Source organism: Massilistercora timonensis (assembly GCF_048354975.1).
Classification (GTDB): Bacteria; Bacillota; Clostridia; order Lachnospirales; family Lachnospiraceae; genus Massilistercora; species Massilistercora timonensis.
The window spans coordinates 1-15112 of sequence record NZ_DBGCJQ010000090.1 but is presented as its reverse complement, the minus strand read 5'-3'; the positions used below and the strand labels follow the sequence as shown (position 1 = coordinate 15112).

Below are 15112 nucleotides of genomic sequence, written 5' to 3'. Positions count from 1 at the left end.
AGATCCCGATCCGCTCCGGATGTGCAGCCCCGTCCCGGATAGCCCACAGTTCTTCAAACCGTTCTCCGATCTCAGTTCCTTTGCCGGACATGGTCTCCAGGAGGATCGTGATCTTCTCTTCCCCGGTAATAGCCTGATCAAGGCCGCGGATGATATTTGCAATGCCTTTTTCCACGCCGATCCCGGTATGGCTGCCAGGATGGAATACCAGATTCTCTATGCCCAGTCGGTCCATCCGCGCCACATCCTCCCGAAGCACCATGCAGGCAAATTCATAGACCTTGTCCTTATCGCTGGCCAGGTTCATGGTATAAGGAGCGTGGGCCAGGATCGGGCCAAGGCCGCTCCTCCGGCGGATTTCCTGAAATCGTTCAACTTCCTTTGCCTCATAGTCCCGATAGCCGGAACCTCTGGGATTCCGACTGAAGATCTGCATGGTGTCCGCCTGCATCTTTACCGTATTTTCCGCTGCCGCTGCGATTCCCTTCGCGACAGACATATGTGTTCCAATGATCATAATTTCTCTCCTTCTCGCAAGTAGGGACGTGGTATTTTCAAAAATACCACGTCCCAGATTGAAAAAACCCTGTCCCTTTTTAAATAAAATTATTCACCAAGTCCGCTTTCGATGGCTTCCACCATGGCTTTCATAGCCTCTTCTTCGTCCTCACCGTCACAGATCAGCACGATCTCGTCCCCGGACTTGATACACGCGCCCAGAACGCTGAGGACGCTCTTGGCGTTGGCGTTCAGCGTATTGTCATACTCGAACAAAACCTTACATTTATAGTTGCTGGCCGTGTTGCAGAAGATCCCCGCCGGCCGCAGATGTAACCCTGTGGGGTTATGGATCTTGATCTTTTGTCTTAACATAACTGCATCCGTCCTATTCTTTTTCCTGTAATTCGATCTTCACACTGACGTCGGCTTCCAGCGCGCAGTCGCCGGGAAGCTGTACATTAACCGGAACGGTGTATGAGCCCTGCTCGGTATACTCTTTCAGATCGATACTTACCTTCCGCTCCAGGTTCAGGGAATTCAATGTCTCCCTCGGCCCCCGCACATGGATCTCCAGCGCCTCGGTCTGATCATAGGTCAGCACCAGGTCTTCTGACAGGTGATTGACGATTACTGCGCTTGGCATCACGTCAAAGGCCTTGGTCCCGTCCTTCTCCACGGTGATGATCACCGCCACGCTTCCGGCGTTTTCATCCGCCAGTCTTACATCATCCGGAATATAATCGGAAATATCTACCACCTGCTCCGTCTTCTCTGTCAGTCCGGACAGCTCCAGCGCTTCTTCCGGGATCCTGATCTCAGCCACGCTTCTTAAAGCCTTCTCACTGCCGGTGATCTGGATCTCCTCCGGCTCGTAGGTAATGCCTGTAAATTCATATCCTTCCGCCGCCGTGATCCTGGAAGTGTCAAAGGTGATCGGCACGTTCTTGGTCTGGTAAAGTTTCACGCTTACGGAAACGCCTTTGTCTCCCAGGTTGTTGGCCAGCAGCGACTGGTCGATCTCGTCGCCCTCGTCATCGTAGAGCATAAGCCTGGAAGTCAGCACATCATCCTGCGATAATCCGGACACGTTGACGGTGGCCTCCACCCGGTCGATCTGATCCACCACAGACTTGGGTCCGCGGATGGATACATTTTCCGGCACAGCCTCAATATCACCCAGCACATAGCCGTCCCGCACCGTTCCTGTAGTCTTGGGCACGATGGGGAAGTTCTTCAGCTCCTCGTCCTCCAGTTTTACCTGGAGATTCCGGGGATAGGCCTCTGCCTCTACGGAATCGTATCCCGCCACGGTGACCGTGATGGGGATCTGGGTCTTCAGCGTCAGCTCCCGCATATCCGCGGTAGCTGTAATATCTTCCTTCTGGATCCGGTTGAGGATCTTCCGGCGGGCAGTCACTGTTACGTCCACCGTCTGAGTATCATCTACGATCTGGAAGGTCTGCTGTTCTTCCGCCAGGACCTCCTGATTGATCACCGTCACCGGCACATCCTGATAGGTCGCACTGGTAACCGGGTCGTCGATATTGACCACCAAAAGCCACAGCAATCCTGCCGCCAGGAAGGCCAGTACCTTAAGACCAATATTATTCATCAGCCTTGTCTTCATCTCTCTGCCTTCCTTTCCGCCAGAATGCCAGCTTTCTGGTCTCTGTCTTACGGTTCCTGATATATTCCAGCTTCTCCCTGAGCTGCTCTCTTGTCACATCCCGCTCAAGCTGTCCGCCCTGGGCTACGGAAACCTTTCCCGTCTCCTCAGAGACTACCACCACCAGCGCATCGCTGACCTCGCTCATGCCCACAGCGGCTCTGTGACGGGTCCCCAGATCCTTGCTCAACCCCATATTGTCAGAGAGGGGCAGATAACAGGTTGCAGAAACGATCCGGTCACCCCGGATGATGATCGCTCCGTCATGAAGGGGTGTGTTGTGTTCAAAAATGTTCATCAGTACCTGCATGGAAACCAGGCAGTCCATACGGATGCCCGTACTTTCATACTCAGTCAGACGGATGGCCTGCTCCACCACGATCAGAGCTCCGGTCTTCACCCGGCCCATGTTATAGCAGGCGTCGATGATATTGTCCTGAGTCTCCTCGCTGAAGCGCAGGTATTCCTTCCCCACTTCCAGCGGCACCACAGAACTTAAGAATTTCTTTTCTCCCAGCTTCTCCAGCCCTCTTCTCAGTTCCGGCTGGAACACCACGATGGCCGCCGTGGCGATGACTGTCACCGCGTTCCTTGCCAGATAGAGGATGGTGTTCATCTGGAAGATCGCTGCAAACAGAATAAATACAACAAGGACCAGGATTCCCTTTAAGAGCATCCAGGCCTTGGTATTCTTGATCCAGATGATCATCTGATAGATGAGGAAAGTGAGGATCAGAACTTCCAGAATGTCCGTAACCCGGATCTCCGGGAAATAAAAGCCGGATACCCGCTCTAAAAACGCTGATATCTGTCGTTCCATTCGCTCTCCTCTCCTTTCTTCTCCAGCCTTTTGGCCTTAATCTTATTCTCCCAGATCCAGGTCGTTCTTCAGGCTCTGGGTGAGGAGCATCTTGTCAACCTCCTCCATATCGTGCCGCTTCGCGGACGGCCCCTTCTTCGGCATGGGGCGTTCCTTCCTTCCCTTCTCGGGAGCTCCGCCCTTGCGGACTCTCCCGGCTCTGCGCCGCACTTCTTTTGGATCGATGATCTCCGTCTCCTGCCGCTCATTGATCCGCTTCACCGTCTTCTCCGGCGTGGCCACGGAAAGCTTTGGAACCGCCTTCACATAATAATAGTATTCGTCGTCCTCGTACTGAAGATTCTCACTTCTTGCATAATCCACGGAGAAGAAGAACAACTCCAGGATCAGTCCCGCGATCACTGCCGCCACATTTCCCAGGATCAGGGAAACATAGGAAGTATGTACGCCAAGGGCGATATCCCCGATCACGATCAGGATCACGTTGGCAACCGCCCCCGCCCCGATGGCGATCTTCCAGGCATGGTCCATAGCCTGACGGCGCAGGGTATACACAAGGAGGAAGCAGATGATGAAGGCTACGATCACCACCCACATCTCTTTACTCTGGAACACCTGCTTCACATAAGCGGAAATCTGCCCCATCAGGCCGTCTGCTCCCTCGCCTTCCATTCCGGCGGCCGCAGTCTTCACATAGGCCAGCATATAGTAGACGATGGTCCCGCAGGAGATGGCGACAAGACAGATAGGCGTAGACATCAGCGCATAAGCGATGGGGATCACATAAGGAATCTTCAGCATAAACGCGATGGGCGTCAAAAGCACTACCATTGCCATCTTGGGCGTCAGCCGGAAATAGAAAATGTACATGATCAGGAACACCATGGCCGTCACTGCCAGTACCCCCAGGGATACCGCGTACATATGGGCCAGGATCAGCGCCGTCGCCACCAGTACCGTGATAATCGGCGGGAAAAAGGTGCAGATGATCGACAGGGCCAGGGTGGCCACCGGCGAAGCCGCCGCCGACAGAAATCCCACATTGTCATTGATCAGATAAAAGGCCGCCAGCGCAACAATGAACTGGACCGCTTTGTCAAAAATTCTGGAATGGGAAGCGTAGAGCTCCTGCACTCTACCCCGGATCACAAAAATACTGTCCATCTATTTCCTCTCCTTTTCATACATCTTAAGTAATCTTGTCAGATTATGATTGTACTTCTTCACCCTCTGTCTCGCCTGCCTGTGATTGCGGTTATACACATGACTGGTCACCACCGCGTAGGTGATCACCAGCACGAAATATCCCACCACCGCGGCAAGTCCCATGGTGATGATCAGTCCCGCGGACATCTTGCTCATCAGGGAATCCAGACCTGCCAGGACCAGAAGCGCCCCCAGACAGACATAGCCGATCGTCACCCAGAGGATGGAACAGATCACATGGAGGGACACATAATCCTTCCGGTAATATTCACTGATCTTAAAATCTTCCTTTCCTTCTCTCTTCTCATAGAAAGCAAGCTTGGTCATCAGTTTTATTTTCTGCTCGTCTAACATGACACACCTCAAAATCTAATTTTCGTGATTTAACCATCATTTTTAGTATAACAAATCTCAGTATCCTTGTCCAATACTTATAGTCAAAAAATAGACTTTTTCCACCCCTGCCTCTTTCAGTGCTTTTGCCGCCCCGCTGATGGTATTCCCGGTGGTGTAAATGTCGTCCACCAGCACGATGACCGCTCCCCTTACCCCTTCTGAGGCCTGGAAAGCGCCGTGAAGATTCTGCCGCCGGGCCCGGTGCCCTAGCTTCTTCTGAGGCGTGGTATACCGCACTCTTCGCAGCAGCTTATCTGCCACAGGGATCCCGGTGAGACGTCCAAGCTCCCGGGCCAGGATCAGCGCCTGGTTGTAGCCTCTCTGCCGCTCTTTCTTAGGATGCAAAGGCACCGGAACCAGAAAATCCGGCGCCCATCTATAGAGCTCCTGTTCAAACCGGCCCGCAAGCTCCCGGGCATAATAAGCCCCAAACGCTCGCTGATTGTGGAATTTAAACCGGTAAATGGAGTCGCTCACCGGCTTCCTGTGAAGCCACAGGCCGTATCCCCTGTCATAGTAATGATGTGTATGCCCGCAGTCCGCACAGTATTCCTCCTCATTCCCGGCAAGAGGCTGACCGCACTTCATACACCGGGGCTCCTCCACCACAAGCCGGTTGATCTTCTTCCTGCAGGAAGGGCAGATCCCCTGCCGGAAAGCCCGGCCGCAGAAAGGGCACACCTCCGGCCACAGCAACTTCAGAAAAAATGCTTTTATCTTTTTCACTCAAATTCCCGGATCCGTTCGGCCAGGCTGGTATTGCGGTCCCGCTCCTCTGTGTTGCGGATCATTTCCCGGAATACCGCGTCGCTCCCCACTAATGTAACGCATTTTCTCGCCCGGGTCACCGCGGTGTAGAGAAGATTCCTGTGATATAACTGCCGCGGCCCCTGGAGCAGCGGGATCACCACCGCCGGGTACTCGCTCCCCTGAGATTTATGTATGGTAATGGCATAGGCCAGTTCCAGTTCCTCCAGAAGCTGGAAGGGATAAGTGACCATCCGGTGCTCGTCGTATTCCACCGTCAGAGTCTCCTCGTAAGAATTGATCTGGCGGATGATCCCCATATCTCCGTTGAAGATCCCAAGGCCCTTGTCCACTGTCATTCCGTACCTGGTGCGGATCTCCCACTCCAGCTGGTAATTGTTCTTGATCTGCATCACCTTGTCCCCTTCCCGGAACAGCCGGTCTCCGTAAGCCCTCTCCTGCTTTCCTTCCTCCGGCGGGTTCAGATACTGCTGCAGGATCTGGTTCAGCCGCTCCACTCCCAGAAGGCCCTTGCGCATAGGCGTCAGCACCTGGATGTCATAAGGCCTGGCGTCCACGTAGGGAGGAAGCTTCTTCTGGATCAGGGTGATCAGGATGCTGATGATCACATTGGGATCCTGCCGCTTCAGGAAGAAGAAGTCCCGGCTCTTGTTGTCCAGGGTCACCTCTTCTCCCCGGTTGATCTTATGGGCATTGATGACAATGTCACTCTCCCCGGCCTGCCGGAAGATCCGGGTCAGCATCACCACCGGGAAACAATGGGAATCAATCAGGTCCTTCAGCACACTTCCCGGCCCCACGCTGGGCAGCTGATTCCGATCTCCCACCAGGACCAGACGGGTGCCCGGGATCACCGCCTTCAAAAGCGCGTGCATCAGCGGCAGATCCACCATGGACATCTCGTCGATGATCAGCACATCCGTCTCCAGCGGATTCTCTTCATTCCTGTTAAATCCGCCCCGTCCTTCTTCCTCCGGATTGCCGTTCACCTCCAGCAGGCGGTGGATGGTCTGGGCCTCATAGCCGGTGGCCTCTGTCATCCGCTTGGCTGCCCGCCCGGTGGGCGCCGCAAGAAGGATATCCATCCCCTCACTCTGGAAGAAATGGATCATGGCATTGATGGTGGTAGTCTTCCCGGTCCCCGGTCCTCCGGTGAGGATCAGGATCCCCCGGCGGGCCGCCTCCGCCACTGCTTTCCTTTGCATCTCGTCCAGGGCAAGCCCCGCGTTCTCTTCAATGGCTCCGATCCGGCGGGAAAGCGCCTCCTCGTCCACCTGACAGCGGATGTTCAGGTCATGGAGCATCTTGGCTGTGTTCAATTCCAGGTAATAGTAGTGGGCGGCATAGACCCGGGTTCCGTCCGCCCCTTCCTTCATGACCACCTTTTTCTCCATGGCCAGATCCATCAGGTATTTCTCAATATGTTCGATCTGCACCCCCAGCAGGTTTCCCGCCCGTGCCAGCAGATCCCCCTGTCGGAGATAGACATGACCCTCCCCCACGCTCTGGAGAAGAGTATAGAAAATGCCGCTGCGGATGCGGTAGTCAGAGTCCGTATGGATCCCCACCCGGGCCGCGATCTCGTCGGCGGTCTTGAAGCCCACCCCCGCCACCTGGTCCGCCAGCTGGTAAGGGTTCTCCTCGATGATCCGGTACACATTGGCCCCGTAGTGCTGATAGATCTTCACTGCCAGCGCCGTGGTGATCCCGTATTTCTGCAGGAAGATCATAGCCTGGCGCATTTCTTTCTTCTCTTCCACCTGAACGGCGATCTCCCGGGCCTTGCGCTCGCTGATCCCCTTGATCTCCGCCAGTCTCTCCGGTTCCTCCTCGATGATCCGGAAGGTGTCTTCCCGGAACTTCTTCACGATCCGCCCAGCCAAAGCGGCTCCCACGCCTTTGACGGCGCCGGAGCCAAGATAACGCTCGATGGACATCAGATCTTCCGGTTCGCACAGCTTCGCGCTGTCCACCTGGAGCTGGGTCCCGTACATCTTGTGGACAATGAACTCTCCGGTCAGTTCCAGAAGTTCTCCCTCCTCAATGTAGTGGAACTTCCCCACACAGGTCAGATCCCCATCTTCATTATTCAGATTGAATACCGTGTACCCGTTGTCCTCATTGCGGTACACGATGTGCTCTACATATCCTTTGATCGTTTCCATTTATCTCATCAGTATTCTTTCCGTCCGCTCATAAATTCCACAAACTGCCCTGTCCCGATGGCCACTACCTTCATGGGATCTTCCGCGGTCATGGTGTTGATGCCTGTCCGCTCCTCGATCAGTTCCTCCAGTCCCCGGAGCATGGAACCGCCTCCGGTGAGAACGATCCCCCGGTCCAGGATATCCGCGGAAAGCTCCGGCGGTGTGCGCTCCAGCACGCCGATCACCGCCTCCACGATCTGTCCGGTGGTCTCCCGCAGAGCCTCCTCCGTCTCGGAAGATGTGACCGTCACCGTCTTAGGCAGGCCGGTGACCAGGTTCCTGCCCCGCACCTCCACCGCTTCTTCTTCGATCAGCGGATAGGTGGTCCCGATCTTGATCTTGATATCCTCCGCGGTGCGCTCGCCGATCAGCAGATTATGTTTCTTGCGCATATACCGCACAATGGCCTCTTCAAAGTCGTCCCCGGCAAGCTTAATGGAGGTGTTCACCACCGTTCCCCCCAGGGAGATCACCGCGATATCCGTGGTGCCGCCGCCGATGTCCACGATCATATTGCCGCAGGGCCTGGAGATATCAATGCCTGCGCCGATGGCCGCCGCCACTGGTTCCTCGATCAGGTTCACCTCCCGGGCTCCCGCCGCGTAGGTGGCCTCCTCTACCGCCTTTCTCTCAACCTCTGTGACACCGCTTGGCACACAGATGCTGATCCTTGGCTTCTTGAACGTCCGCTTGCCCATGGCCTTCTGGACAAAATATTTGATCATCTTCTCCGTCACGGTATAATCGGAGATCACGCCCTGTCTCAAAGGCCGGATAGCCACAATATTCCCCGGGGTCCTGCCCAGCATAAGGCGGGCCTCCTCCCCGATGGCCTTGATGGCGTTGGTATCCCGGTCAAATGCCACTACCGACGGTTCCTTTAAGATCACGCCCTTGCCCCGCACATAGACAAGGACGCTGGCTGTCCCCAGATCAATTCCAATATCTACCGACATTTACAATTCCCCTTCCGTCCTGCGATCTGTCTTATTTATCATCTTCTTCATCAAATCTCTTCTTTTGTCTGAAACCCGGACTGCGTCTACACTCCGGGTTCCTGAAATCCTATTATAAGCATATTTGGGGAAAATGGAAACCCCTTATTCCTTAATTCTTTCTGAAACGGACTGCACGCATGTCGGAAAAACGCCCTATCTGTCGAGCATTGCGCGGATGTATTTCCCCGTGTAGGACCGGGGACAGTCCGCCACTTCCTCCGGCGTTCCCTGGGCGATCACCGTTCCGCCGCCGTCGCCGCCTTCCGGCCCCATATCAATGATATAGTCCGCCGTCTTGATCACATCCAGGTTGTGCTCGATCACGATCACCGTGTTGCCGTCCGCCGCCAGGCGGTGAAGGATCTCCGTCAGCTTGTGCACATCGGCAAAATGAAGTCCGGTGGTGGGCTCGTCCAGGATGTAGATGGTCTTCCCGGTGCTCCGCTTGCTCAGCTCCGCAGCCAGCTTGATCCGCTGGGCCTCTCCTCCGGAGAGCTCTGTGGAAGGCTGCCCCAGCCGGATGTAGGAAAGCCCCACGTCATAGAGGGTCTCCATCTTTCTCCGGATGCTGGGCACATGGTCGAAGAAGTGAAGGGCTTCCTCCACCGTCATGTTCAGCACGTCGTAAATGCTCTTTCCCTTGTATTTTACCTCCAAAGTCTCCCTGTTATACCGTTTCCCGTGACAAACCTCACAGGGCACGTACACGTCCGGCAGGAAATGCATCTCGATCTTCAGGATGCCGTCCCCGCTGCAGGCCTCGCAGCGGCCGCCCTTCACGTTGAAACTGAACCGGCCCTTCTTGTAGCCTCTGGCCTTGGCGTCCGGCGTGGCCGCGAAAAGATCCCGGATCAGGTCGAAGACGCCGGTATACGTGGCAGGATTGGACCGGGGCGTCCGCCCGATGGGAGACTGGTCGATGGCGATCACCTTGTCCAGCTGCTCCATCCCCTTGATATCCTTGTGCTTCCCGGGGATGGTCCGGGCCCGGTTCAGTTCCCTTGCCAGCCGCTTGTACACGATCTCGTTGATCAGGGAGCTCTTCCCGGATCCGGAAACGCCGGTAACACAGGTCATGATCCCAAGAGGGATCTTCACGTCAATATTCTTCAGGTTATTTTCCCTGGCCCCGGTCACCTTAAGCCACCCTGAGGGCACAGCCCGGTGATCCGGCACCGGGATCTTCTTCCTGCCGCTTAAGTAAGCGCCGGTGATGGAATCCGGATTAGCCATGATCTCCTGAGCCGTCCCGGCGGCCACCACTTCTCCCCCGTGCTCTCCCGCGCCGGGACCGATGTCTACGATATAGTCCGCCTCCCGCATAGTATCTTCGTCATGCTCCACCACCAGGACCGAATTCCCCAGATCCCGCAGGTGCTTCAGGGTGGCGAGAAGTTTGTCATTGTCCCTCTGATGAAGGCCGATGCTGGGCTCATCCAGAATGTAGGCAACCCCCACCAGTCCGGAGCCGATCTGAGTGGCCAGCCGGATCCGCTGGGCCTCTCCGCCGGACAGGGTGCCGGTGGCTCTTGACAGCGTCAGATAGTCAAGCCCCACGTCCATCAGGAACCTGGTCCGGGCCTGGATCTCTTTTAAGATCTGGCCTCCGATCAGCATCTGCTGCTTGTTCAGCTTCAGCTTCTGCAGGAATCCCTGCAGCTTTTCCACAGAAAGAGCCGTCACCTCGGCGATATTCTTCCCTCCTACCGTCACCGCCAGGGCCTCCGGCTTCAGCCGCTGGCCGCCGCACTTGTGGCAGGGGGTGATGCGCATGAACTCTTCGTATTCCGCCTTCATGGTCTCCGAGGCCGTCTCCCGGTACCGGCGCTCTACATTTTTGATCAGTCCCTCGAAGGCTACGTCATAGACTCCTTCCCCCCGCTGGCCCCGATAGTGGACCTTCACTTCCCGTCCGCCGGTGCCGTGGATCAGAAGATCCTGGATCTTCCTGGGATATTTCTGAAAAGGCGTGTCCAGGGAGAATCCGTACTCCTGGCTCAACGCGTCCAGAAGGGCATAGGTAAAGCTCTTCTTATCTGTACAGGACTGCCACCCCAGCACGGTGATGGCGCCCTGGGAAATGCTCAGGCTCTTGTCCGGGATCATCAGATCCTCGTCAAATTCCATCTTATAACCCAGACCAAAACATTCCGGGCAGGCCCCGAAGGGGTTGTTGAAGGAAAAGCTTCTTGGCTCGATCTCCGCAATACTGATCCCGCAGTCCGGGCAGGAGAAACTCTGGCTGAAATTAATGGGCTCCCCGTCGATCACGTCCACCGTCATCAGCCCTTCCGCCAGATGAAGCACATCCTCAATGGAGTCGGTAAGCCTTTTTTCAATGCCCGGCTTCACCACCAGACGGTCCACGATGATCTCAATGTTGTGCTTGATGTTTTTGTCTAGGTGGATCTCCTCTGAGAGCTCATACAGATTTCCATCAATACGGGCCCGCACATAGCCGCTCTTCCTGGCCCGCTCCAGAAGCTTGGCGTGGGTTCCTTTCCTCCCCCGCACCACCGGCGCCAGAAGCTGGATCTTGGTCCGCTCCGGCAGTTCCATGATCTGGTCCACCATCTGATCCACCGTCTGCTTCTTGATCTCCTTGCCGCAGTTGGGGCAGTGGGGGATTCCCACCCGTGCATAAAGGAGACGGAAATAGTCATAAATCTCCGTCACCGTGCCCACTGTAGAACGGGGATTGCGGTTGGTGGACTTCTGGTCAATGGAAATGGCCGGGGAAAGCCCCTCGATGCTCTCCACATCCGGCTTCTCCATCTGTCCCAGGAACTGGCGCGCGTAAGAAGACAGAGATTCCATGTAGCGCCTCTGCCCTTCCGCGTAAATGGTATCGAAAGCCAGAGAGGATTTCCCGGATCCGGAGAGACCGGTCAGGACCACCAGTTCATTTCTGGGAATATCCAGATCGATATTCTTCAGGTTATGCTCGTTGGCCCCCCGGATCTTGATATATTTTCTGCTGTCCTTTTCTTCCATGATCGTTGTCCTTTCCCTGCTATCTATTCTTTCAGCAGCTTCTTCAGCTCCACCATCTTGTCACGCAGTTCTGCCGCCGCTTCGAAGTTCAGTTCCGCCGCTGCTTTCTTCATCTGTTTCGTCACATCCTGAATCAGCTTCTCCAGCTCCTTGGGACTCATAGACTCCGGATCCTTCTCCATCCGCAGCTCTTCCGCCGCCACCTTCCTGGAAATGGAGATCAGGTCCCGGACGCTCTTCTTGATGGTCTGGGGCGTGATCCCATGAGCTTCATTGTATTCCATCTGCACCTTGCGGCGGCGCTCCGTCTCCCGGATCGCCAGGCGCATGGAATCTGTGATAGTATCCGCGTACATGATCACATGGCCCTCCGCGTTTCTCGCCGCCCTACCGATGGTCTGGATGAGAGACGTCTCGGAACGCAGGAATCCCTCCTTGTCCGCGTCCAGGATGGCCACCAGGGTAATCTCCGGGATGTCCAGGCCCTCCCGCAGAAGGTTGATCCCCACCAGCACGTCAAACACATCCAGCCGCATGTCCCGCACGATCTGGGTCCGCTCCAGAGTGTCGATATCGGAGTGGAGATACCGCACCCGGATCCCCAACTCCTTCATATAATCGGTCAGATCCTCCGCCATCCGCTTGGTCAGGGTGGTGATCAGGATCTTGTTCTTCTTCTCTGTCTCTTTCTTCACTTCCGCCACCAGATCGTCGATCTGACCCTCCACCGGGCGCACCTCCACCCGGGGATCCAGAAGCCCGGTGGGACGGATCACCTGCTCAGCCCTCAGAAGCTCATGCTCCGCCTCGTAGGGGCCCGGAGTGGCTGACACAAACAGGATCTGATCAATACGCTCCTCAAATTCCTGGAAATTCAGCGGCCGGTTATCCAAAGCCGAGGGAAGCCGGAAACCGTAGTCCACCAGGGTGGTCTTCCGGGAACGGTCCCCGTGGTACATCCCGCTGATCTGAGGGATGGTCTTGTGAGACTCGTCAATGATGATCAGGAAATCATCCTTGAAGAAATCCATCAACGTATAGGGCGGCTGTCCCGGCTTAAGCCCGGACAGATGCCGGGAGTAATTCTCAATGCCGGAACAGAATCCCGTCTCTTTTAACATCTCGATATCAAAATTGGTGCGCTCCGCGATCCGCTGAGCCTCCAGAAGCTTGTCCTCGGACTTGAAATACCGGACCCGCTCCTCCAGTTCTTCTTCAATGGCGTCCGCTGCCCGCCGGATCTGCTCCGCCGGAACCACATAGTGGGAGGCCGGGAAGATGGCCACATGCTCCAGCTCTCCCTTGATCTCGCCGGTAAGCACGTCAATCTGGGTGATCCGGTCGATCTCGTCCCCAAAAAACTCTACCCGCACAGCGGTATCCGCCTCATTGGCCGGGATGATCTCCACCACATCCCCCCGCACCCGGAAGGTTCCCCGCTTGAAATCCATCTCATTGCGATCGTACTGGATATCGATCAGCTGGCGCAGCACCTCGTCCCGGTCTTTTTCCATCCCCGGACGCAGAGAAACCATCATCTTCTCAAAATTCATTGGTTCGCCCAGTCCGTAGATACAGGACACGCTGGACACCACGATCACGTCTTTTCGCTCCACAAGAGAGGCCGTAGCGGAAAGCCGCAGCTTGTCGATCTCCTCGTTGATGGACGAGTCCTTGGCGATGTAGGTGTCTGAGGCGGGAACGTAGGCCTCCGGCTGGTAGTAGTCGTAGTAGGAGACAAAGTACTCCACCGCGTTATCAGGGAACATCTCCTTGAATTCTCCATACAACTGAGCGGCCAGTGTTTTATTATGGGCGATAACCAGTGTGGGTTTCTGCAACTGCTCGATCACGTTGGCCATCGTAAACGTCTTTCCAGAACCCGTAACCCCTAGTAAAGTCTGGCATTGATTGCCTTCCCTGAACCCCTTTACAAGCGCCTCGATCGCCTGCGGCTGATCGCCTGTAGGCTGATACGGAGCCTTTAAAACGAATTTATCCATAGCAAAATCTTCTCCTTAGATTTGCCCGTCTTTTCAGGGCATAATGGTATACCCGGAGGGTGCTCCTTTGTGACTTTTGATATGTTCAATATCAGCCACCCTCAAAAAAATCATTCGTAACGAAAATGTCAAAATAATAGCCTTATAGGACTCCATTACGAATCCAGAAAGGCAAAAGTCACATTACGAAGTATCCCTTGGAAAAACGCTTTTTTGAGGACTAAATAGCACAAGATAGCATGCACGGGCAGAGCACCTCGAAAAACCTCCGGTTTTCCTCGGTCGCTTCGCTCGTCAGATATATGCAAGGCCGACTGTTCATGCAAGCACGACAGTCTGCCTTGCATATATCTGGCTCTGCCCTTTCGCACATTATAGCAAAGATAATGATAAAAGTATATAGGATGAAGATTAAAAAAAGTACAAATGTTCGAGTGTACATCTGTACTTTTTATCATTCCTTCCTTATATTGTTGTCATGCCGCTATTAAATATTCCTCGGCTGCCTCGTCTATTTCCCTCAGATCGAAGTAATCGTAGTATAAGCTGTTATAGTTCATTCATCCCAATAGTCAATGGATTCCTGAGATATAGAACTGATACCAAACAACTTATACATAAAATCTTCCCTCTCGTCAAATATTTCCACAATAATAATCTTGTCCTTTTCTATTCTGTAAAACAGGTAATTATGGCCCACATAAAGGTATCTGTAGTCACAATGAATATCAAACATGGAAGACAGCATAACGCCTTTTTCTTCAAAATCTGCCAGTCCTTTCGCCGAATCTGTGATCCGTTTCAACACTTTTGCTGCTGTTTCCGGGCCAAACTCAGCAGTCAGACGCAGTTTCAGTGCTTTCAGCTTGCGTCTGACAACTTGTGAATATTCAACTTTTTTCATCCCTATAACCCCAATTCAGCCTCCAGATCATCTGCGGATACTGTCCCTTCCTCACGGATGGAGATCTCCGCCTCATTCAATTTGCTCATAAGCTGATAAAGGGCTTTCTGTCTATCCAGTTCATCCAGCTCCTCCATATCTATAATGGCGCATTGCCCGTGTCCATTGCGGGTTAAATATACCCTGTTTCCATAGCCGACCTCATTGATAACCGCTGTATAATTTCTCAGATCTGAAATGGGTTTGATGTTTGGCATATCAATTCCTCCTTATATAATCATTCACATCTTTCATACTGATTTTATTATACCCTCTAACTGCATATTATTCAATATATTTCACTGTGAATTTACAGCACTTCTTCCGATTTCAAAAAGTCCTTCGATTTTGTGGACATCAGCTTATAAATCTCAGAATTCTTGCTCATCTGCTTATAGAAGGGAACCAGGGCGCTGTCGATCCTGGCAAGCCCATTTCCGGCTCTGGTATTTGTGATATACTTTATCTATTCCCCGGAAATATAGAGAAGTTAACTAAATTAAACTCACCCCATCCTCCTCCGACTTTCTCATCCGAAACAAAAATGATTTATGGATCTATTGAAAATCTTTCTCTCTTGAAAATGAGCACAAAAGACCGCTTGAACACT

At 54.1% G+C, this 15112-nt stretch carries 13 protein-coding genes; all 13 read right to left on the bottom strand.

Annotated features, from left to right (window positions below):
- Positions 1-517 (bottom strand): deoxyribonuclease IV (locus tag ACML7B_RS08185; RefSeq protein ID WP_418540525.1); only part of this gene is annotated, 517 nt, incomplete at its 3' end.
- Between the two features lie 89 nt (positions 518-606).
- A complete protein-coding gene (locus ACML7B_RS08180) occupies positions 607-873 on the bottom strand; it encodes an HPr family phosphocarrier protein (protein WP_346708024.1) in 267 nt (88 codons plus the stop codon).
- Positions 874-886: 13 nt separating this feature from the next.
- Positions 887-2128 carry a YbbR-like domain-containing protein gene (locus ACML7B_RS08175; RefSeq protein ID WP_418540524.1) on the bottom strand — a complete coding sequence of 414 codons (1242 nt, stop codon included), beginning with the start codon at positions 2126-2128 and terminating at the stop codon, positions 887-889.
- Positions 2106-2987 (bottom strand): diadenylate cyclase CdaA, encoded by an 882-nt coding sequence (gene cdaA, locus ACML7B_RS08170; RefSeq protein WP_346708022.1) that lies wholly within the window; start codon positions 2985-2987, stop codon positions 2106-2108. Before cdaA ends, ACML7B_RS08175 begins: the two co-directional genes overlap by 23 nt.
- 42 nt (positions 2988-3029) lie before the next feature.
- Positions 3030-4151, bottom strand: coding sequence for a hypothetical protein (locus ACML7B_RS08165; RefSeq protein ID WP_418540522.1), 1122 nt, complete (start codon positions 4149-4151; stop codon positions 3030-3032).
- Complete coding sequence (locus ACML7B_RS08160; protein ID WP_346708020.1) at positions 4152-4547, bottom strand: hypothetical protein; 396 nt, start codon at positions 4545-4547, stop codon at positions 4152-4154.
- A gap of 57 nt (positions 4548-4604) precedes the next feature.
- Complete coding sequence (locus ACML7B_RS08155) at positions 4605-5315, bottom strand: ComF family protein (protein ID WP_418540520.1); 711 nt, start codon at positions 5313-5315, stop codon at positions 4605-4607.
- Positions 5312-7522 carry an ATP-dependent RecD-like DNA helicase gene (locus ACML7B_RS08150; RefSeq protein WP_418540518.1) on the bottom strand — a complete coding sequence of 737 codons (2211 nt, stop codon included), beginning with the start codon at positions 7520-7522 and terminating at the stop codon, positions 5312-5314. Before ACML7B_RS08150 ends, ACML7B_RS08155 begins: the two co-directional genes overlap by 4 nt.
- 8 nt (positions 7523-7530) lie before the next feature.
- Positions 7531-8520 carry a rod shape-determining protein gene (locus tag ACML7B_RS08145; protein WP_418540516.1) on the bottom strand — a complete coding sequence of 330 codons (990 nt, stop codon included), beginning with the start codon at positions 8518-8520 and terminating at the stop codon, positions 7531-7533.
- A gap of 195 nt (positions 8521-8715) precedes the next feature.
- A complete protein-coding gene (gene uvrA, locus ACML7B_RS08140; RefSeq protein ID WP_418540514.1) occupies positions 8716-11556 on the bottom strand; it encodes an excinuclease ABC subunit UvrA in 2841 nt (946 codons plus the stop codon).
- Between the two features lie 23 nt (positions 11557-11579).
- Positions 11580-13559 (bottom strand): excinuclease ABC subunit UvrB, encoded by a 1980-nt coding sequence (uvrB, locus tag ACML7B_RS08135; RefSeq protein ID WP_418540511.1) that lies wholly within the window; start codon positions 13557-13559, stop codon positions 11580-11582.
- A gap of 556 nt (positions 13560-14115) precedes the next feature.
- The gene (locus ACML7B_RS08130; protein ID WP_418540508.1) at positions 14116-14463 is read right to left on the bottom strand and encodes a type II toxin-antitoxin system RelE/ParE family toxin; all 348 of its coding nucleotides are present in this window, start codon (positions 14461-14463) and stop codon (positions 14116-14118) included.
- A gap of 2 nt (positions 14464-14465) precedes the next feature.
- On the bottom strand, positions 14466-14720 hold the full coding sequence (locus ACML7B_RS08125) for a prevent-host-death protein (RefSeq protein ID WP_418540506.1): 255 nt from the start codon (positions 14718-14720) through the stop codon (positions 14466-14468).
- Positions 14721-15112 lie beyond the last annotated feature (392 nt).